The organism is Ruegeria sp. CJ3 (assembly GCF_056536725.1).
In genome coordinates, this window is record NZ_JBQFQE010000002.1 from 292,772 (window position 1) to 310,453 (window position 17,682).

At 61.4% G+C, this 17,682-nt stretch carries 17 protein-coding genes; 7 read left to right on the top strand and 10 right to left on the bottom strand.

Annotated features, from left to right (window positions below; all coding sequences use genetic code 11):
* Positions 1-256: 256 nt before the first annotated feature.
* On the top strand, positions 257-607 hold the full coding sequence (locus tag ACR0J1_RS04580) for a hypothetical protein (RefSeq protein WP_480730911.1): 351 nt from the start codon (positions 257-259) through the stop codon (positions 605-607).
* Positions 608-637: 30 nt separating this feature from the next.
* Here the strand turns inward: ACR0J1_RS04580 and proS are convergent, their stop codons facing one another.
* Complete coding sequence (gene proS, locus ACR0J1_RS04585; RefSeq protein ID WP_480730913.1) at positions 638-1,978, bottom strand: proline--tRNA ligase; 1,341 nt, start codon at positions 1,976-1,978, stop codon at positions 638-640.
* Positions 1,979-2,143: 165 nt separating this feature from the next.
* On the opposite strand from proS, the gene ACR0J1_RS04590 reads away from it, so the two are divergent.
* From ACR0J1_RS04590 to ACR0J1_RS04610, 5 genes are all read left to right on the top strand, one after another.
* On the top strand, positions 2,144-3,508 hold the full coding sequence (locus ACR0J1_RS04590) for an FAD-dependent oxidoreductase (protein WP_480730915.1): 1,365 nt from the start codon (positions 2,144-2,146) through the stop codon (positions 3,506-3,508).
* Positions 3,508-4,482 carry an isopenicillin N synthase family dioxygenase gene (locus ACR0J1_RS04595; RefSeq protein WP_480730917.1) on the top strand — a complete coding sequence of 325 codons (975 nt, stop codon included), beginning with the start codon at positions 3,508-3,510 and terminating at the stop codon, positions 4,480-4,482. The genes ACR0J1_RS04590 and ACR0J1_RS04595 overlap by 1 nt, the downstream gene beginning before the upstream one ends.
* Positions 4,483-4,572: 90 nt before the next feature.
* The gene (locus ACR0J1_RS04600) at positions 4,573-5,646 is read left to right on the top strand and encodes an AI-2E family transporter (RefSeq protein WP_480730919.1); all 1,074 of its coding nucleotides are present in this window, start codon (positions 4,573-4,575) and stop codon (positions 5,644-5,646) included.
* On the top strand, positions 5,647-6,336 hold the full coding sequence (locus ACR0J1_RS04605; protein ID WP_480730921.1) for a P-loop NTPase family protein: 690 nt from the start codon (positions 5,647-5,649) through the stop codon (positions 6,334-6,336).
* Positions 6,337-6,387: 51 nt separating this feature from the next.
* A complete protein-coding gene (locus tag ACR0J1_RS04610; RefSeq protein ID WP_480531163.1) occupies positions 6,388-7,932 on the top strand; it encodes a Ppx/GppA family phosphatase in 1,545 nt (514 codons plus the stop codon).
* Positions 7,933-7,943: 11 nt separating this feature from the next.
* On the opposite strand, the gene ACR0J1_RS04615 is transcribed toward ACR0J1_RS04610, so the two are convergent.
* The 7 genes from ACR0J1_RS04615 to ACR0J1_RS04645 all read right to left on the bottom strand — a co-directional run bounded on the left by ACR0J1_RS04615 (position 7,944) and on the right by ACR0J1_RS04645 (position 14,176).
* Positions 7,944-8,306, bottom strand: a complete 363-nt coding sequence (locus ACR0J1_RS04615; RefSeq protein WP_480531161.1) for a hypothetical protein — start codon at positions 8,304-8,306, stop codon at positions 7,944-7,946.
* A 49-nt stretch (positions 8,307-8,355) separates the two neighbouring features.
* Complete coding sequence (locus ACR0J1_RS04620) at positions 8,356-9,348, bottom strand: endonuclease/exonuclease/phosphatase family protein (RefSeq protein WP_480730925.1); 993 nt, start codon at positions 9,346-9,348, stop codon at positions 8,356-8,358.
* A gap of 3 nt (positions 9,349-9,351) precedes the next feature.
* Complete coding sequence (locus ACR0J1_RS04625; protein ID WP_480730927.1) at positions 9,352-10,032, bottom strand: TerB family tellurite resistance protein; 681 nt, start codon at positions 10,030-10,032, stop codon at positions 9,352-9,354.
* A gap of 45 nt (positions 10,033-10,077) precedes the next feature.
* Positions 10,078-10,566 carry an N-acetyltransferase family protein gene (locus ACR0J1_RS04630; protein ID WP_480730929.1) on the bottom strand — a complete coding sequence of 163 codons (489 nt, stop codon included), beginning with the start codon at positions 10,564-10,566 and terminating at the stop codon, positions 10,078-10,080.
* Positions 10,563-11,165 (bottom strand): VOC family protein, encoded by a 603-nt coding sequence (locus ACR0J1_RS04635; RefSeq protein ID WP_480730930.1) that lies wholly within the window; start codon positions 11,163-11,165, stop codon positions 10,563-10,565. The genes ACR0J1_RS04630 and ACR0J1_RS04635 overlap by 4 nt, the downstream gene beginning before the upstream one ends.
* A 72-nt stretch (positions 11,166-11,237) precedes the next feature.
* On the bottom strand, positions 11,238-13,364 hold the full coding sequence (scpA, locus tag ACR0J1_RS04640; protein ID WP_480730932.1) for a methylmalonyl-CoA mutase: 2,127 nt from the start codon (positions 13,362-13,364) through the stop codon (positions 11,238-11,240).
* Positions 13,361-14,176, bottom strand: a complete 816-nt coding sequence (locus ACR0J1_RS04645) for a hypothetical protein (RefSeq protein ID WP_480730933.1) — start codon at positions 14,174-14,176, stop codon at positions 13,361-13,363. Before ACR0J1_RS04645 ends, scpA begins: the two co-directional genes overlap by 4 nt.
* A gap of 126 nt (positions 14,177-14,302) precedes the next feature.
* On the opposite strand from ACR0J1_RS04645, the gene ACR0J1_RS04650 reads away from it, so the two are divergent.
* A complete protein-coding gene (locus ACR0J1_RS04650; RefSeq protein WP_480730935.1) occupies positions 14,303-14,749 on the top strand; it encodes a DUF4174 domain-containing protein in 447 nt (148 codons plus the stop codon).
* 76 nt (positions 14,750-14,825) lie between these two features.
* Here the strand turns inward: ACR0J1_RS04650 and ACR0J1_RS04655 are convergent, their stop codons facing one another.
* Both ACR0J1_RS04655 and ACR0J1_RS04660 read right to left on the bottom strand, forming a co-directional pair.
* On the bottom strand, positions 14,826-16,871 hold the full coding sequence (locus tag ACR0J1_RS04655) for an acetyl-CoA carboxylase biotin carboxylase subunit (protein WP_480730937.1): 2,046 nt from the start codon (positions 16,869-16,871) through the stop codon (positions 14,826-14,828).
* A 117-nt stretch (positions 16,872-16,988) separates the two neighbouring features.
* Positions 16,989-17,192 carry a hypothetical protein gene (locus ACR0J1_RS04660; RefSeq protein WP_480730939.1) on the bottom strand — a complete coding sequence of 68 codons (204 nt, stop codon included), beginning with the start codon at positions 17,190-17,192 and terminating at the stop codon, positions 16,989-16,991.
* Positions 17,193-17,682: the final 490 nt, after the last annotated feature.

Genomic DNA, 17,682 nt, shown 5'->3' on the forward strand with positions numbered 1-17,682 from the left:
GACACCGAATCGATCAGCGCTGCTCTTTCAATGCGAGAATGGCCGACACCTCAGAACCACCAAGGGTTGTGATGCATTTCACAGACACTGCCTTATTGTTTCAGCTATGAAGTCAATGTGAATGGTTAGCGGCCCAACTGAGTCACAACGGCAACATTAGGTGCGCAATATTATTTCGCAAATTGATTAATACAGGAAATATTGTACCCTATTTTTGGGGGGACACATTTTGTGAGTAAGAGCGGAGGTACGCTCAATGGGTATTCAGGAACACATGGAAGGGTCGGGCCCTATTTTGGCCCGTCAGGCATCAACGGAACTGGATTGTGAAAGCGCCGCATTGCTGCGCGCAGCGATCCGGCCCTTGTTCAGCAGCGCAGTCAGCTGGGCCAGTCTGGCCGACATTCTGAAGGACAAAGGCTATCATCTGGCCTTTCGTCAGGGCCGCCTGTGCATCAGCGATCACACGACCGGAGAACGCATCTGCGGATTGCGCTTCCTCGGCTTTGAGCTGCGCGATCTGGTGCGGCGCATGGGACGCCCGATCGTTGTCGCACGTGGCAGCGACGCGGACGGGGACATCCTGACAGCGCGCCCGACGTCCTGATCTTTTGACGCCAAGCCTGCATCGCCCGGATCAGGCGATGCCTTGGTAGATTTCTGCGACTTTGGTCACAGCCGCCTCGGGGCTGAGTTCCTCGCTTTCGCCGGTGCGACGGCAGGTCAGTTCAACAACCCCATTCTTCAAACCGCGCGGGCCAACGGTGATCCGCCATGGCAGGCCGATCAGGTCCATCGTGGCGAACTTGCCCCCTGCCCGTTCATTGCGGTCATCATAAAGCGGCTCCAGCCCCAGCGCGGTCAACGCGCCGTAGAGTTTGTCACAGGCCGCATCCGCCTCATCATCGCCCTGCTTCAGATTGACGATTCCACAGTGGAACGGCGTCACGCCTTCGGGCCAGATGATGCCCTTGTCGTCATGGCTGGCCTCAATGATTGCACCAATCAGGCGGCTGACACCGATACCGTGGCTGCCCATATGCACCGGAACCGGCTTGCCATCGGGGCCTTGGACCGTCGCGCCCAGAGGTTCGGAATATTTGGTGCCGAAGTAGAATATCTGCCCCACTTCGATCCCGCGCGCTACACGGCGGCGGTCCTCGGGGATCTGGTTGAACAGCGCCTCATCATGGGTTTCGTCCGTGCGGGCGTATTTCGAAGTAAACTCTTCGAGGATCGCCTGACACTGTTCGCGGCTGTCATAGTCGATTTCACGATCGCCGAAGGTCAGATCGGTAACAGCACTGTCGTAGAAGACCTCGGATTCGCCCGTATCGGCCAGTACTAGGAATTCATGCGTGTTGTCACCACCGATGGGCCCGGAATCAGCGCGCATCGGGATGGCTTGCAGGCCCATACGTTCATATGTGCGCAGGTAGCTGACCAGATGGCGGTTGTAGGAATGCAGCGCGTCCTCTTTGGTCAGGTCGAAATTATAGCCGTCCTTCATGTAGAACTCGCGCCCCCGCATCACGCCAAAGCGCGGGCGGATTTCATCGCGGAATTTCCACTGGATTTGGTAGAGCGTCAGCGGCAGGTCTTTGTAGCTGCTGACATGACCGCGGAAGATATCGGTCACCAGTTCCTCGGCCGTGGGCGTATAGAGCATGTCGCGGTCATGCCGGTCTTTCATCCGCAGCATTTCCTGACCGTAGTCGTCATACCGCCCGGATTCGCGCCACAGGTCCGCCGATTGCAGGATCGGCATCTGGATCGCGATGTGACCGGCCCGCGCCTGTTCCTCATGCACAATGTTTTCCAGCTTGCGCAGCACTTTGAAGCCCATCGGCAACCACGAATAAATCCCGGCAGCCGCCTGCTTGATCATACCCGCGCGCAGCATCAGCCGGTGGCTGACGATCTGGGCCTCGGAGGGGTTTTCCTTGAGAACGGGCAGAAAGTAACGGCTGAGGCGCATCGTGTAACCTTAAAGGTGAAAATTTCGCTTTTAGGTGATTATGCCAAAGCCCCGCCGGGGGCAATCATGCTTTGGTGTTTTTGCGACGTTGCGGCAGTCGGTTTTCCGATTGACCCATCTCCTCTGGTTCTCAAAGCTAGCGGGAATGCAAAACACGAGGCATCGATGCAGACCATCACCGAACCCGCCCGGCAGATTCCAGTTGTTCACCAAACCGACATTCTGGTCGTGGGCTCGGGCCCTGCCGGGTTGGCTGCTGCGTTGGCCGCTGCGCGTGCCGGGGCAGAGGTCGCGATTATGGACCGGTTCGGCTGCATGGGCGGCAACATCACCGCCGTCGGCGTCGAAGGCTTTGCCTGGTATCGCCACGAACAGACGGTCGAGGCGGGCGGCATCGGTATGGAGTTCGAGACCCGCGCCAAGGACATGGGCGCGGCGGTGCCGGAAAGCCAATCGCTCAGCTATGAGTTGGACAGCGAAGGGTTCAAGCTGGTCGCCGACCGTCTGATCGAGGAGGCTGGCGTGCATCCCATGCTGCACCGTCAATTCGTCGCTCCGATCATGGAAGGCGACCGTATCACCGGTGTCATCACCGAATCCAAGGCCGGACGCGAGGCGATTCTGGCCCGCGTGGTCATCGACGCCACGGGTGATGCGGATGTGGCCCATCGCGCGGGCGCGCCGACGCACAAGACCGCGCCGGAAAAGATGATGGCGGCCTCGGTCATGTTTCATCTGGCCGGTGTCGACAAACGCGCCTTTATGGAGGGCGTCAAGGCTGATCCGCAGACCTACAAGGACTGGGGTGGCGGCGGTGAGTGGAATATCGAGACCTCGGGCAAAGAGGACGATATGTTCTCGCCCTTCGTGCACAAGCCCTTTCAGCAGGCCATCGATCAGGGCCTGATCCCGCCGCATCTGAACACCATTGCGGGCACTTGGGGCGCGATGCACGATACCGGAGAGCTGACCTATATGAACCTGATCCATCTGGATCAGATCGACGGCACCGATCCCGACAGTATGACGCGCGGCGAGATCGAAGGGCGGCGTCAGTCCATGCTGGCCATCGAGGCCCTGCGGCGCTTCATGCCCGGGTGCGAAAACGCCCGGCTACGGAATTTCGGCATGACCATCGGCATCCGCGACACCCGCAAGATCGACGCGGTTTACAACATGACCGAGGATGACGCCCGCCATCAGGGCCGGTTCGAGGATACGATCGGCATCTACCCCGAATTCATCGACGGCTATGGCATCCTGATCCTGCCGACAACGGGGCGGTATATGCAGATCCCCTATCGCTCGATGTTGCCCAAAGGGATCAAGGGCCTGCTGGTCGCGGGCCGCTCGCACGGGGCGGATCGGGTGGCTCATGCGGCGACGCGCAACATGGCCTGCTGCGCAGTCATGGGTCAGGGCGCGGGCATCGCTGCTGTCATGTCGCTGCGCAGCAATCAGGAGCTTGACCGCATGAACCTTGCCCCGGTTCACAAGGAACTGGAGCGCCAAGGGGTCAGGATCAGCTGATGCAGCACATTCCGATCATCGACATCACGCCCCTGTACGATCCCAAAGGTGCGACCTATGACCGGACCGTCCGGCAGATCATGGAGGCCTGTACTGATATCGGGTTTCTGTCGATCACAGGAACCGGGATATCTCGGCACACTGTAGATCGGGTCCGGCAGGTCGTCCGCACGATCTTTGAAGTCGACGAGGAGCGTAAATGGGATCAGGCGATCACCCGCGAGAATTACCGCGGGTATATCCCGATGGGGTTTTTCTCACCCAATGATGGCTCGGGCAAGGCGGATAAATACGAAGGATACAAGCTGCACCATGAAGTGCCCGAAGATGCGCCAATCCGGCAGGACTGTACGCTCTATGGCCCGAACCTTTGGCCCGTTGAGGTACCACAGGCCCGCGATATCATCCTCGATTATTGGCAACAGCTGGACGGGGTAGCTGATCTGTTGCTGCATGCGCTGGAAACCGGTCTGGGTCTGACGCCGCAAACGCTGCGCGGCGCGTTCCGGAACCCGATGACCAACATGACGCTGCTGCACTACCCTCCGCAGGCGCCGGATGAGGGCGGCTATGGCATTCATCCGCACAAGGACACCGATGCCCTAACCATCATCGCCCCCGACCCCGTGGGTGGTCTTGAGGTGCAAACGCGCGAGGGCGGCTGGATCACGCCCGACTGCCCGCCCGGAGGCTTCGTCGTCAATATCGGCGACATGCTGGAGCTTTGGTCCGGCGGGCGGTTGAAATCGACCCCACATCGCGTGGTCAATCGCTCGGGGCGCGAGCGCTATTCCTTTCCCTATTTCGCGGTGCCTCGCCACGACGTGGTGGTCGCGCCTTTGCTGGCCGCCCTTCCCGGCTTTGACCGGCCATCAGTGCATTGCGGCCATTGGTCGGCCGAGATCTGGCGCACCAACTGGCCCGACGAGGCCGCCGACCGCACCACGCCGGAACTGGGAACGCTGCACGATTGAGGCGCAAAAACCCGCAGCCCATGAACCACTTGCATCGCGCGCTGTCATGGGCCAAGAACGCGACAACGCTGTGCAACAAGGGAACGCGCCATGGCTTTGCCGGTGAAGGATCAGCTCAGATACTGGGGCATCGCCGCCGCGGTTTTTGTGGTGCTTCTCTACCTGTTGGGCGACGTTCTGTTGCCCTTCGTGATCGGCGGGGCGATCGCTTATTTCCTTGATCCCGTCGCGGACCGCCTGGAAAAGCTGGGCCTGTCGCGCATGGCGGCCACCGGCATCATAACGGTCGTTGGCGTGCTGGGCTTTGTGCTGATGATCCTGATGGTTGTGCCCGCCCTGATCACACAGCTGCTGGATCTGATCGATATCTTGCCAAGTCTTTTCAAGGAATTGCGCGCGTTTGTTGAGAAACAATTTCCGGCACTTCTGGACCGCGAATCCAATACGCACCAAATGCTGGTCTCATTCGGGGATACGCTGAAATCCAAGACCGGAGATGTGCTGCAAGGGGTCCTGACCTCGCTCGGCTCGGCGATCAACGTGGTGGTTTTGCTGGTCATCGTGCCGGTCGTAGCCGTTTACATGCTGATGGACTGGGACCGCATGATCGCCCGGATCGGAGAGCTGCTGCCCCGCGACCACGCCCCCACGATCAAGCGTCTGGCCAGTGAGATCGACGCGGTTCTGGCCTCATTCGTGCGCGGCATGGGCACGGTCTGCCTGATCCTCGGCACCTACTACGCGGTGGCGCTGATGCTGGTCGGCCTGCAATTCGGCCTGATCGTCGGCTTCATCGCCGGGCTGGTCACCTTCATCCCCTATCTGGGCGCGCTGATCGGGGGCACGCTGGCCATCGGGCTGGCGCTGTTTCAGTTCTGGGGCGATTGGGCGCATGTGGGGATGGTCGCGGGTATCTTCGCCATCGGACAGGTGACCGAGGGCAATTTCCTGACCCCGAAACTGGTGGGCAGTTCGGTTGGCCTGCACCCGGTCTGGCTGCTGCTGGCGCTGTCGGTGTTTGGCGCGCTGTTCGGTTTTGTCGGTATGCTGGTCGCCGTTCCGGTTGCCGCCGCTCTGGGCGTCTTGGCGCGGTTCGCGACCGAGCAATATCTGGGCAGCCGGCTGTATACCGGGCTGGAAGGGCTGCAGCAGGACGACGAATAAATGGCCACGCAGCTAAGCTTTGACCTGCCATCCATCACCGCGCTGGGGCGCGAGGATTTCTTTGTCTCGCCCGCCAATGCGCTGGCGGTTGCGATGATCTCGGCCACGTCCTGGCCTGGCAACAAGCTGGTGCTGAGCGGCCCTGCGGGGTCGGGCAAGACCCACCTGGCCCATGTCTGGGCGGCTGAAACCGGGGGGCGGATCGTGCAGGCCGCAGCCCTGCGCTATGACGATGTGCCCGATCTGGCGCACGGGCCGGTCGCGGTCGAGGACGTGCCGGTGATCGCCGCCGATCCCGAGCAGCAGAAAACCCTGTTTCACCTGCACAATCTGGTTCTGGCCGAGGGGCACACCCTGCTGATGACCGGGCGCGGCGCGCCTCGGCACTGGAGCCTGCCGCTGGCCGATCTGCAAAGCCGGGTCGAGGGCGCGCATCACGTGGCGCTTGAGGGGCCGGATGATGCGCTGCTGGGGGCGGTGCTGGCAAAGCTCTTTACCGACCGGCAACTGAGCCCGGGGCCGGATGTGATCGCCTATCTGGTCAAGCACATGGATCGCAGTTTCGAGACCGCAGCACAGGTTGTGGCGCAACTGGACACGATCGCGCTGACCGAAAAGCGCGACATCACCCGGGCGCTGGCCGTGCGCCTGCTGAACACGGAACCTGAACATTCGGATGCCTGCAATTGACCGCACAGGGGGTGATCCCGCATCCTGTGGCGCAAAACATCTGGGGACACCATGACCGAGACCGCCGATACTGATTTCCCCAACCAGGGACTTTTGGGCACGCCCCTGTTTCAGGATCCCGGGGCCCGGGCGCTGTCGCGTGTGGGGGTGGTCGATATCGGCTCGAACTCGGTGCGAATGGTGATCTTTGACGGCGCGGCGCGGTCGCCTGCCTATTTCTACAATGAAAAGGTGATGTGCGAGCTGGGCGCGGGCCTGTCCGAGACCGGGCGCCTGAACCCGCAGGGGCGCAAGCGGGCGTTGTCGGCGTTGCAACGGTTTCAGTATCTGGCGCGAAATCTGGGCCTCCCCGCGCTACACGCGGTCGCCACCGCAGCGGTACGCGAGGCCAGCGACGGCCCCGAGTTCTGCGCCAAGGTCAAAGCGGAAACCGGCCTGACCATCAACGTCGTCAATGGCGAGGAAGAGGCGCGGCTGTCCGCGCAGGGCGTTCTGCTGGGCTGGCCGGGTGCCTATGGGCTGATGTGCGACATCGGCGGGTCCTCGGTCGAGCTGGCCGAGATCGGCGGTGGCGAGGTCGGCAAGCGCATGACGTCTCCGCTGGGGCCGCTCAAGCTGCGCGACATCAAGGGCGGGCGGCGCGCACGCAAGGCGCATATCAAGGCGGCGCTGGAAGAGATGTGTACCAAGATGGGGCCCCAGCGCGACCGTCTGTTTCTGGTTGGCGGCAGCTGGCGCGCCTTTGCGCGGCTGGACATGCTGCGCCGGGGCTATCCGCTGAATGTTCTCCATGAATACCGCATGAGCCATACTCAGATCCACGAAACCATCCGCTTTGTCGAAAAGAACGACCCCGAAGAGCTGCGGGTGCTGGCCGGGGTATCGGGATCGCGGATGGCACTGATCCCTTATGCGATGGACGTGCTGTCGCGGCTGATCCGCACCTTCAAGCCCAAGGACATCGCCGTCTCAAGCTATGGTATCCGCGAGGGGTTGTTGTACGAGCAGATGCCGCAACGCCTGCGCGACCGCGATCCGCTGATCGAGGCCTGCCGCTTTGCCGAGGCCAAGGATGCGCGCCTGCCCGGGTTCGGTCGACATCTGTTCGATTTCGTGACGCCCCTGTTCCGCTCGGCCCCCGGCTATCGCGTGCGGCTGATCAAGGCAGCCTGTCTGCTGCATGACGTCAGCTGGCGCGCGCATCCCGATTATCGGGCCGAGGCCTGTTTCGAATATGTCACCCGCGCCAATATGAGCGGTATCAAGCATTCCGAACGGATTTTCATCGGGCTTGCCCTGCAGCACCGGTATCGCAACAAGCGCGAGGGGAACCGGTTCACGGACCTTTATGATCTGCTGGACGAAAAGAGCCAGATACAGGCCGAGGTTCTGGGCAAGGCCCTGCGGTTCGGCGCGATGTTGTGGATGCAGAATGACGCGCCGATGGGCAAGCTGCGCCTTTATCCCAAGAAACATCTGATCGAACTGCGCCTGCCCAAAGCCGCCAAACCGCTGTTCAACGAGGTTGCCGAGGCCCGATTCAACTCGCTGGCCGCCACGCTTGAGGCCACGCCGCGCGTCATCCTGCGCGGCTGAACCTGCCCCGGTCAGATATCGGTATACCCCTCGGGCGGGGTCTCTTGCGGATCGGGTGTATCGGGTTGGTCATGCCGGGGTTTCCTGCGGATGATGATGTCGCCATTCGGCAGTATCTCGGGCGGTTCATAAACGCTCCAGTCCTGAACCTGATCTGCCAGTTCCGCCAGCGCCGGGCCCATTTCCTGCATAAACGTCTGCAGGGCCGGGCCGAACTGGTCGACCATAGCGCGCAGGTCATCCATGGTCGGCTCCATCTCTTGCCGCAGACCTTCGAGGAAAAGCTCGGCCCCCCGCTCCATCAGCGATTTGCCATTGTCCTCCTGCGCTTGGACAGGCAGGGCCGTTGCGGCGCAGACCGCGCAGATCAGCATCAGGTGTCGCATGATCAAAGTATAGGCGATGGCCGCCCTGGTTGGAAGGTTACAGGTCGATATCCAGCGTCACCGGAAAGTGGTCGGATGCAGTCAGCAGCGCCTCGCGCAGCTCGGGGTTGCCCCAGCAAGCGGTGTCACGAAACGGATGCCAGATGCGCCAGGTCGGGCCATGCGCGCGCAGGTCGTCGCTGATCATGATGTAATCCAGCAGCGCCTCGAGATAGCGCCCCTCCTTGGGGCGGGCAAAGCGGGCGGTGGCCGGAACCGAGCCGGCGCGCGGTTCTAGCGCCCGCGCGGCATGGGGATCGTAAAGCCCCGCCTGCAGCAAAATCTCGACCGAAGAGCGCCCGAACAGATGTTCGAATTCATCCAGCCCCGGCCCGTCATTCAGATCACCCAGCAGGATCACGGGCTGTTGCGCCGCAATATGATGCCCGATCCGCCGGGACAGCCAGATCGCCTGCGCCAGTTGCTTGCGGCGGTTGGCGATCGAAATCCGTATCATCTCGTCCCGCGACCCGGCCCCGTGGGGCGCTTTGGATTTCAGATGCGCCCCGATCAGGCGAAATGCTTGCCCCGAGGCCGTTTCAACCGCCAGTTCCATGGGCGGTTTTGAGAACCGCACCTGATCCTCGGTCGCGTCCACATCCAGATCAATGCGGAATTCACCATCGAAACGCGGTGCATCGGCTTCCTGCTGCGGGTCATGACGGACCTTCAGCACCCCGGGATCATAGAGCAGGGCAAGCTCTTGATGGGTGTCGTTGGCAAAGCCCATCGCGGCATGATTGGTGCGCAGATCAAAAGCCTCGGCAAAGCGTTGCAGGGCGCGGACGGTGTTTTGGACCTTGCCGGTATTGGGGGCTTCAACAATCAGGATCGCATCGGCATCCAGCGCGGTCAGAACCTTGGCAATCGCCTCGATCTGCTGCGCCTTTGTGACATCATGACGCCCTGACCAGCTGTCATCGGCGATCAAGGCGTCATCCGGATCAAACAGGTTGGCGAACCATTCGATATTGTAGGTCGCCAGCCGCATGGGTCAGACTTTGGCGCCGTTGATCTCGTCCCAGGCGCGGTTGATGTCGATCATCTTCTTCTCGGCCAGGCGCACGGCCTCTTCCGGCACACCGCGAGCCATCATCGAATCCGGGTGGGTGTCACGCACCAATTGCCGCCAGACCTTGCGAATCTCGGGCAGCGGCATGTCGCGCGCCACGCCCAGCACGGTATAGGGGTCCTTGGGTGCATCCGGCACAAAGCGCGCGCGCAGGGCCATGAACTGCGCATCGGTCTGGCCGAAGATGCGGCTGACCTCTTCGAGGAATTCGTTTTCGTTGGGGTGATAGAACCCGTCCGCCATGGCGATGTGAAACAGCCCCTCCATCAGATCGCAGAGCGTGGTGCTGTCTTCGGCGAACATGCGGGCGATGCGGCGGGCATAATCCTGATATCCGGCAACATCGGTACGGGCCATGTCAAAGACCTTGGCCGCGCCGTCCTCATCCTCGGGCGCGATCTGAAAGACCTCGCGGAAGGCGGTGACCTCGTCCCGGGTCACCTGACCGTCGGCCTTGGCCATCTTCGCCCCCAGTGCGACAACGGCAATCGCAAACGCCACCGAGCGTTCGGGCGGCGTGCGCAGTTTCTCAAACACTGCGGTCAGGCTTTCGCCCTGCGCAAGCGCATTCAGCGCGTCGGCTATTCTGGTCCAGATCGACATGGCCGCACCCTAGCGCGCCCGGGCGCGGCTGTCAGGTGCGACAGATCACAGCGGGGTCAGAATTTTCTGCATCAGCACCAGATCCAGCCGTTGGTCCCATTTAAAGCCCACCTCGGGCAAAAGGCCGACCTGAGCGAAGCCGATCGAGGAATGAAACGCGATGGCCGCAGGATTGGCCGACGAGATACCAGCGATCAGAACATGCACGTTCTCGGCCCTTGCGGTGGCCTCCAGAGCCTGCATCAACGCACGGCCCACCCCCTGCCCCCGGGCCTCTGGGGTTAGCAGGATGGAATGCTCACGGCATTGCGCATATCCGGGACCCGCGCGAAACGGGGCATAGGTCGCGAAGCCCATGACGACGCCCGCGTTTTCGGAGACCAGAAAGGCAGGGTCGCGGGCTTGGATATCAGCGGCGACACCTTCGATACAGCGTTCGTCGGTGGTGAAGGTTACCAGAGTATCGCGAATGATCGCGTTGGTGATCGCGGCGACATCGGGTGCGTCTTCGACTCTGGCCCGCCGGATTGTCATTCCAGCACACGCAGCCCATGAGGGGTTTCAATTTCCGCGCGCAACCCTGCCGGACCGCCGTCGAACGCGACACGGTCCAGTGGGCCCAGCCCCTTGGCCAGTTCCAGCGCGTCCGGGTGGCACACAATCAAACGTCGCAACCGGCAGCCGCTATCTTGCAGCATCTGCGCCGGGTGCAGATCGCCCTGCCATTGGATGAGTGCCGGAAACAGGTTGTCAAACGGCAGCCGCCCGTTGGGCGGCACCGCCATCCGCCAGCGCAGGGCCCCGCGTGTCAGGTCAATCGGCTGGCCCACGCCGTCGGGAAAGACGGTCAACGAGGCCTCGATATCCGGGACGCGGCAAATCCAGTTGGTCAGGCGCGGCGTCCCTTCGAACCGATCCAGGTCGAACCAGCGAGTGCGCTGCGGATTGGGGGCATCGGGATCAATGGCGATGGCCTCAAGATACAGCCCGTCCCGCAACCCCAGAAGCCGGTTATGGGTGCCGAAGGTCTCGTGCTTGCCGCCGGCCTGCAGCCGTACGCCCAGCGCCTGTTCGAGGTGGGCTGAGGCCTCTTCAAGAGTTTCGCCCGCGACCGCCAGATGATCCAGTTTCATACGCATCCTCCCGGCTAGAAAATCTTCATCGAAGATTTTCTAGCATAAGATTTTTCGACGAAAAATCTCGGTTTACGCCCGGGCTTCGCCGATCAGACGCAGGATGTCCTGTGCGGCTTCGGGGATGTTGGTTCCGGGGCCGAAGATCGCCTTCACGCCGTGATCATAGAGGAACTGGTAATCCTGCTGGGGGATGACACCACCGCAGATGACGATAATATCCTCAGCCCCGGCCTTTTTCAGTTCTTCAACCAGTTGCGGGGCCAGTGTCTTGTGACCCGCTGCCTGCGAAGAAATACCGATAACATGCACGTCATTGTCCACCGCATCCTGAGCGGCCTCGGCAGGCGTCTGGAACAGCGGGCCAACATCGACGTCAAAACCGATATCGGCAAAGGCCGTGGCGATCACCTTGGCACCCCGGTCATGGCCGTCCTGCCCCATCTTGACCACCAGCAAACGCGGGCGGCGGCCTTCGGCCTCGGCGAAATCCTCTATGGATTTCTGGATGGCGGCAAAGCCTTCGTCCCCCTCATAAGCCGCGCCATAGACGCCAGCCAGAGTTTTCACCTCGGCGCGGTGGCGGCCGAATTCTTTCTCCATTGCCATGCTGATCTCTCCTACGGATGCGCGGGCGCGGGCGGCCTCGACCGCGGCGGCCAGAAGGTTGCCGCCCTCGCGGGCGGTGGTGGTCAGGTTGTCCAGCGCCTGTTGGCAGGCCGCATCGTCGCGGGTCGCGCGGATGCGCTCCAATCGTGCAACCTGCGCCTCACGCACAGCGACGTTGTCGACATCCAGAATATCGATCGGGTCTTCCTGCTCCTTGCGGTATTTGTTGACGCCGACGATCACCTCATCGCCCTTATCGATCATCGCCTGACGGCGCGCGGCGCTTTCTTCGATGCGCAGCTTGGGCATTCCGCTGGCGACCGCCTTGGTCATGCCGCCCATCTCCTCGACCTCTTCCATCAAGGCCCAGGCTTTTTCGACCAGTTCATTGGTCAAGCTTTCGATGTAGTAAGAGCCCGCCAGCGGATCGACCACCTCAGTCACGCCGGTTTCCTCCTGCAGCACCAGCTGCGTGTTCCGCGCGATGCGGGCCGAGAAATCCGTGGGCAACGCAATCGCTTCGTCCAGAGCGTTGGTATGCAGCGATTGGGTGCCGCCCAGAACCGCGCTCATCGCCTCATAAGCGGTGCGGATGACGTTGTTGTAGGGGTCCTGTTCCTGCAGGCTGACGCCCGAAGTCTGGCAATGAGTCCGCAACATTTTGGAGCGTTCGGATTTCGCCCCGAAATCCGTCATCACCCGGTGCCAGAGCGTACGTGCCGCGCGCAGCTTGGCGATTTCCATGAAGAAATTCATGCCGATGGCAAAGAAGAAAGACAGACGGCCCGCGAACTTGTCCACGTCCATCCCGGCCTGTGTTGCGGCCCGCACGTATTCACGACCGTCCGCCAACGTATAGGCCAGCTCCTGCACAAGGTTCGCCCCGGCCTCTTGCATGTGGTAGCCCGAGATCGAGATCGAGTTGAATTTGGGCATCTCGTTTGACGTATAGTCGATGATGTCCGAGATGATCTTCATCGACGGCTCGGGCGGATAGATATAGGTGTTGCGCACCATGAACTCTTTCAGAATGTCGTTCTGAATAGTCCCTGAGAGCACGGATTTGTCATGGCCCTGCTCTTCTCCGGCCACAATAAAATTGGCCAGAATGGGGATCACCGCACCGTTCATGGTCATCGAGACCGAGACCTTGTCCAGCGGGATACCATCAAACAGGATTTTCATGTCCTCGACGCTGTCGATGGCCACGCCTGCCTTGCCCACATCACCGACCACACGAGGATGGTCGCTGTCATATCCCCGATGCGTGGCCAGATCGAAAGCCACCGAGACCCCCTGCTGGCCCGCTGCCAGATTGCGGCGGTAGAAGGCGTTCGATTCCTCGGCTGTGGAAAAGCCCGCATACTGGCGGATCGTCCACGGGCGCCCCGCATACATCGTGGCCTTCACCCCGCGTGTGAACGGACCAAACCCCGGCAGAGACCCCATATGCGGCAGATCAGCGGTATCGGCCTGCGTATAGAGCGGTTTGACGTCGATGCCTTCCAGCGTTTCCTTGGTCAGATCGTCAAGGGGGCGTCCGCGCAGCTCTTTCTCAGCAAGCGCTTGCCAGTCCTTTGTGTCGGTCATTTCGATGTCCTCTCGTCCATTCGGATTTCGGCGGGGCGTACCCCGTCAACATAGGTGTTGGTTTGTTGCAGAAGCCGCGCCAGCCCGTCGGCCCCCGACGCAAGCCAGGTCAGGTCATCCGCATAATCACCCCACAGCTTGAGGGAATGACTGGCGGTGAAACTGTGCTTTCGGGAACCGCGCACCGCGTTTTTCCAAGTGTCGCGGTGGTCGCGCGGGGCAACGCACCCGGTCGTCAGATGCAGTTGATCGTCGGGGCGTCCGGCAAAATCCTCGAACGGAAACACCAGCAGCGAGGCATCGGGAAACGCGCCCGCGATATCGCTGATGACATCCTGCCAGCGCCGTCCGTTGCGGACGATCTGGTTCCAGACTGCGGGCGAAACCGGCGCGTGGCCGCGTTTCTGCAGATAGGCCCCGGCTGAACTCCAATACGCATCCAACGCCCTGATATTGAGGATGATCTTGACCACGCGCGCGCCCAAAGCCTCCGCCAGAAACTGCGCCCGCTCGCGAGCCTTGGGATAGAGCGCCTTGAGCCGAAAATTACCGCTCATGGTGCCGACAAAGTTCTCCTGGCTGATGATCAACTGGCTGATCCCGCGTTGTTCGCACCGGGACAAGTCGTCAAAAATCCGCCCGCAGACTTCCGGCGTCAGGTTGCGCAGGCTGTCCAGCCCGGTCTCGCGCGTGTGCTTCGGCCCCCAAATGCCAATCCCCTGCTGTTCGAGGCTTGTGGCATTCGACTTCATGTAGTCCTGAAAACTTGACGAGGCGCAGCGATGCGCGCCGAAATGGAGGATCACGTCCACAGCTCCACCCCCCTGATCCCGCCTTTGCCCAATACCGACGGGGCGCGCATTTTTTTGATGATCAGAGGCATTTCGCCGGTCGCATTCATCGGCACAGCAGCTATATTCAATGATACAGGAGGCCACATGACACGTACGCTTGCCCTTGTTTTCTCGGCACTATTCCCGCTGGCCGCGCTGGCCGCGGACGGGTCCGCCCCTGCGGACGATGCCTTTGTGCGCCCCGCAGGCGATAGCACGCTGGACGAGTTTTTGTGGGTCAACCGGCCCATTGTGGTCTTCGCCGATACCCCGGCAGACCCTCGATTCCAGCAGCAGATCGACATGCTGACCGAAGGCGAGGCGGCCATGCGTGATCGCGATGTGGTCGTCCTGATCGATACCGATCCGTCGGCGCGGTCCCCGATCCGGTCGCAGCTGCGTCCGCGCGGGTTCCAGATGGTGTTTGTCGACAAGGACGGGGTGGTCAAACTGCGCAAACCCAGCCCCTGGAGCGTGCGTGAGATCGGGCGATCGATCGACAAAACCCCCCTGCGCGAACGCGAGATCCGCGAACGGCGCGAGGGTGGCTGAGCGCTTTCGCCACGTCCCCGCACCCCGGCGACAGGCGCCGGGAAAGAACATGGATATGACAAAAGCGCGGTCATGATCACTCGAACTCGATGATCACGTCGTCCACGGCAAGGCTGTCGCCTGCACCGGCGTTGATCTTGGCGACCTTGCCCTTCTTCTCGGCGCGCAGGATGTTCTCCATTTTCATCGCCTCGATGGTGCAAAGCGCCTGACCTTCCTGCACTTCCTGCCCCACTTCCACATCGACCTTTACAACAAGGCCGGGCATCGGGCAGAGCAGCATTTTCGAGGTATCGGGCGGCAGTTTCTCGGGCATCAGTCGGGCCAGTTCGGCCTGACGCGGGGTGCGCACATGCACCTTGAAGTCCGCGCCCCGGTTGCGGATACGGAACCCGCCCGAGACCTTGCCCACCTTCAGAACCAGCGGGCTGCCATCGACATCCAGAACGGCAAGTTGATCACCGGGCGTCCAGTCCGAGGCCACGCGCGAGGTACTGCCATCCGCAAAGGTCACGGTCGAGCCGTCCTTGTCCGCATCGATGGCCACCGCGAACTCATGCCCTTGCAGGGTCACGACCCAGTCTTCGCCAACCTTGCGTTCGTGGTTATCCATGCGCCCCGACACACGGGTGCGACGGATTTCGGCCACCCGGTGCATGGCTGCGCAGGAGGCCGCGATGCGGCGCAGATCACCCTCGGGCAACTCGACGCCTTCGAACCCGTCGGGATATTCTTCGGCGATGAAAGCGGTGGTCATGTCGCCCTTGATGAAAATCGGGTGGTCCATCACCGCCGACAGGAAGGGCAGGTTGTGACCGATGCCTTCAACCTCGAAACTGTCCAGCGCGACACGCATCGCCTCAATCGCCTGCTCGCGAGTCGGGGCCCACGTACACAATTTGGCGATCATCGGGTCGTAATACATGCTGATCTCGCCGCCTTCGTAGACGCCGGTATCGTTGCGCACGGCCGCAGACCCTTCGGGCGCATCGCCCTGCCACTTACCATTGACCAGCATCGGACCAGCCGCGGTTTCCTGCGGCGGGCGATAACGCGTCAGACGGCCAATCGACGGCAGGAAGCCGCGATAGGGATCCTCGGCATACAGACGGTTTTCGATCGCCCAACCTGTCAGGGTTACATCGTCTTGTGTGATCGACAGTTTTTCGCCAGCGGCAACGCGGATCATCTGTTCGACCAGATCAACCCCGGTGATCAGTTCCGTCACAGGATGTTCCACCTGCAGGCGGGTGTTCATTTCAAGGAAGTAGAAATTCTTCTCGCCATCCACGATGAACTCGACCGTCCCAGCGCTGGCATAGTTCACGGCCTTGGCCAAGGCGACCGCCTGTTCGCCCATCGCCTTGCGGGTTTCGGGATCGAGGAACGGCGACGGCGCCTCTTCCACAACCTTCTGGTTGCGGCGCTGGATCGAACATTCCCGCTCGCCCAGATAGATGCCATTGCCATGGCTGTCGCAAAGGACCTGTATTTCGATATGGCGGGGCTGGGTGACGAATTTCTCGATGAAAATCCGGTCATCGCCGAAAGAGTTCGCAGCCTCGTTCTTGGACGACTGAAAGCCCTCACGCGCCTCGTCATCGTTCCACGCAATCCGCATCCCTTTGCCACCGCCACCGGCGCTGGCCTTGATCATCACCGGATAGCCGATCTGGTTCGAGATTTTCACCGCCTCTTCCGCGTCTTCGATCAGCCCCATATAGCCGGGCACGGTCGAAACTCCGGCATCCTGCGCAATCTTTTTCGAGGTGATCTTGTCCCCCATGCTTTCGATCGCGCCGACCGGCGGGCCAACGAACGCCACGCCTTCGGCATCCAGCGCCTCGGCAAATTTTGAATTCTCGGACAGGAAGCCATAGCCGGGGTGCACCGCCTGCGCGCCGCTCTGGCGAATGGCATCCATGACCTTGTCGATCACGATGTAGGACTGGTTCGCCGGCGGCGGGCCGATATGCACCGCCTCATCCGCCATCGAGACATGCAGGGCGTTCTTGTCCGCATCCGAATAGATTGCGACGGTGCCGATACCCATCTTGCGGGCGGTCTTGATGACGCGGCAGGCGATCTCGCCCCGGTTGGCGATCAGGATCTTGTTGAACATGGAACGTCCTTTGTCTTGGTGTTCTGGAAACGCAAAACGCCGCCGCAGGGCGGTGACCCCACGACGGCGTGATGCGCGATGACGGACGGGGCTTTGGCGGCCCCGATAAATTCGGCGTTAGTTACAGTTGTTCTGCGTCTTGCAATACAGCACGTTGCCCGCAGCCCCGACCGCGGCCCCGAACAACGGGTCGGCACTGAGGACCGCAGCCCCGATCGCCCCGGCACCGCCGCCCAGGATGGCCTGTTCGCCGGTCGAGTCGCCGCAGGCCGCCAAGCCCGCGCAGGTTGCAAGCGCAAGAAGAAGTCGTGAGGTTCGCATGGGTACTGCCCTTTTCGGTTTCTTGAAGTCTTTGCCGCCAGATGCCGAAACCCTGCCTTGTTATGCAATAACAACGACCCAAAAACCGCGATATGCGCAGCTTTTTGCCGTTTTTCTTTGGGTATCCATGAAAAGAAAAACGCGGGCAGGACCATGTGGGGAACACAAGCCTGCCCGCGGAAGGAAGGGGTACGGAATAGTAGGTGCTTGTGCGACGCAGGCAAAGTAGAGCCGCACGGCCCATTCACCATGCACGTTACAATTGCAGGCGCAAACCCAACATTGTTTCCAATTGAATTTCCGGCTGAAAGCTGCCCATTCGGCGAAAATCCGCGCAGATTCGCGCCCATATCCGAGCCATCGCGCGCGTCGGGCACAGGCCGCGAATCTGTCACGATACCGTTACAAATTGTGCCCAGCCGACTGTGTCCGGCGTCGGGCTGATCACAGCCCCCCATGCCCGAACACGGAAAGTTGTGCCCAGTGTTCA

Coding starts and splice junctions, on each gene's coding strand:
- ACR0J1_RS04580 (WP_480730911.1), top strand. CDS start 257: ATGGGTATTCAGGAACACATGGAAGGGTCGGGCCCTATTTTGGCCCGT.
- proS (WP_480730913.1), bottom strand. CDS start 1,978: ATGCGCCTCAGCCGTTACTTTCTGCCCGTTCTCAAGGAAAACCCCTCC.
- ACR0J1_RS04590 (WP_480730915.1), top strand. CDS start 2,144: ATGCAGACCATCACCGAACCCGCCCGGCAGATTCCAGTTGTTCACCAA.
- ACR0J1_RS04595 (WP_480730917.1), top strand. CDS start 3,508: ATGCAGCACATTCCGATCATCGACATCACGCCCCTGTACGATCCCAAA.
- ACR0J1_RS04600 (WP_480730919.1), top strand. CDS start 4,573: ATGGCTTTGCCGGTGAAGGATCAGCTCAGATACTGGGGCATCGCCGCC.
- ACR0J1_RS04605 (WP_480730921.1), top strand. CDS start 5,647: ATGGCCACGCAGCTAAGCTTTGACCTGCCATCCATCACCGCGCTGGGG.
- ACR0J1_RS04610 (WP_480531163.1), top strand. CDS start 6,388: ATGACCGAGACCGCCGATACTGATTTCCCCAACCAGGGACTTTTGGGC.
- ACR0J1_RS04615 (WP_480531161.1), bottom strand. CDS start 8,306: ATGCTGATCTGCGCGGTCTGCGCCGCAACGGCCCTGCCTGTCCAAGCG.
- ACR0J1_RS04620 (WP_480730925.1), bottom strand. CDS start 9,348: ATGCGGCTGGCGACCTACAATATCGAATGGTTCGCCAACCTGTTTGAT.
- ACR0J1_RS04625 (WP_480730927.1), bottom strand. CDS start 10,032: ATGTCGATCTGGACCAGAATAGCCGACGCGCTGAATGCGCTTGCGCAG.
- ACR0J1_RS04630 (WP_480730929.1), bottom strand. CDS start 10,566: ATGACAATCCGGCGGGCCAGAGTCGAAGACGCACCCGATGTCGCCGCG.
- ACR0J1_RS04635 (WP_480730930.1), bottom strand. CDS start 11,165: ATGAAACTGGATCATCTGGCGGTCGCGGGCGAAACTCTTGAAGAGGCC.
- scpA (WP_480730932.1), bottom strand. CDS start 13,364: ATGACCGACACAAAGGACTGGCAAGCGCTTGCTGAGAAAGAGCTGCGC.
- ACR0J1_RS04650 (WP_480730935.1), top strand. CDS start 14,303: ATGACACGTACGCTTGCCCTTGTTTTCTCGGCACTATTCCCGCTGGCC.
- ACR0J1_RS04655 (WP_480730937.1), bottom strand. CDS start 16,871: ATGTTCAACAAGATCCTGATCGCCAACCGGGGCGAGATCGCCTGCCGC.
- ACR0J1_RS04660 (WP_480730939.1), bottom strand. CDS start 17,192: ATGCGAACCTCACGACTTCTTCTTGCGCTTGCAACCTGCGCGGGCTTG.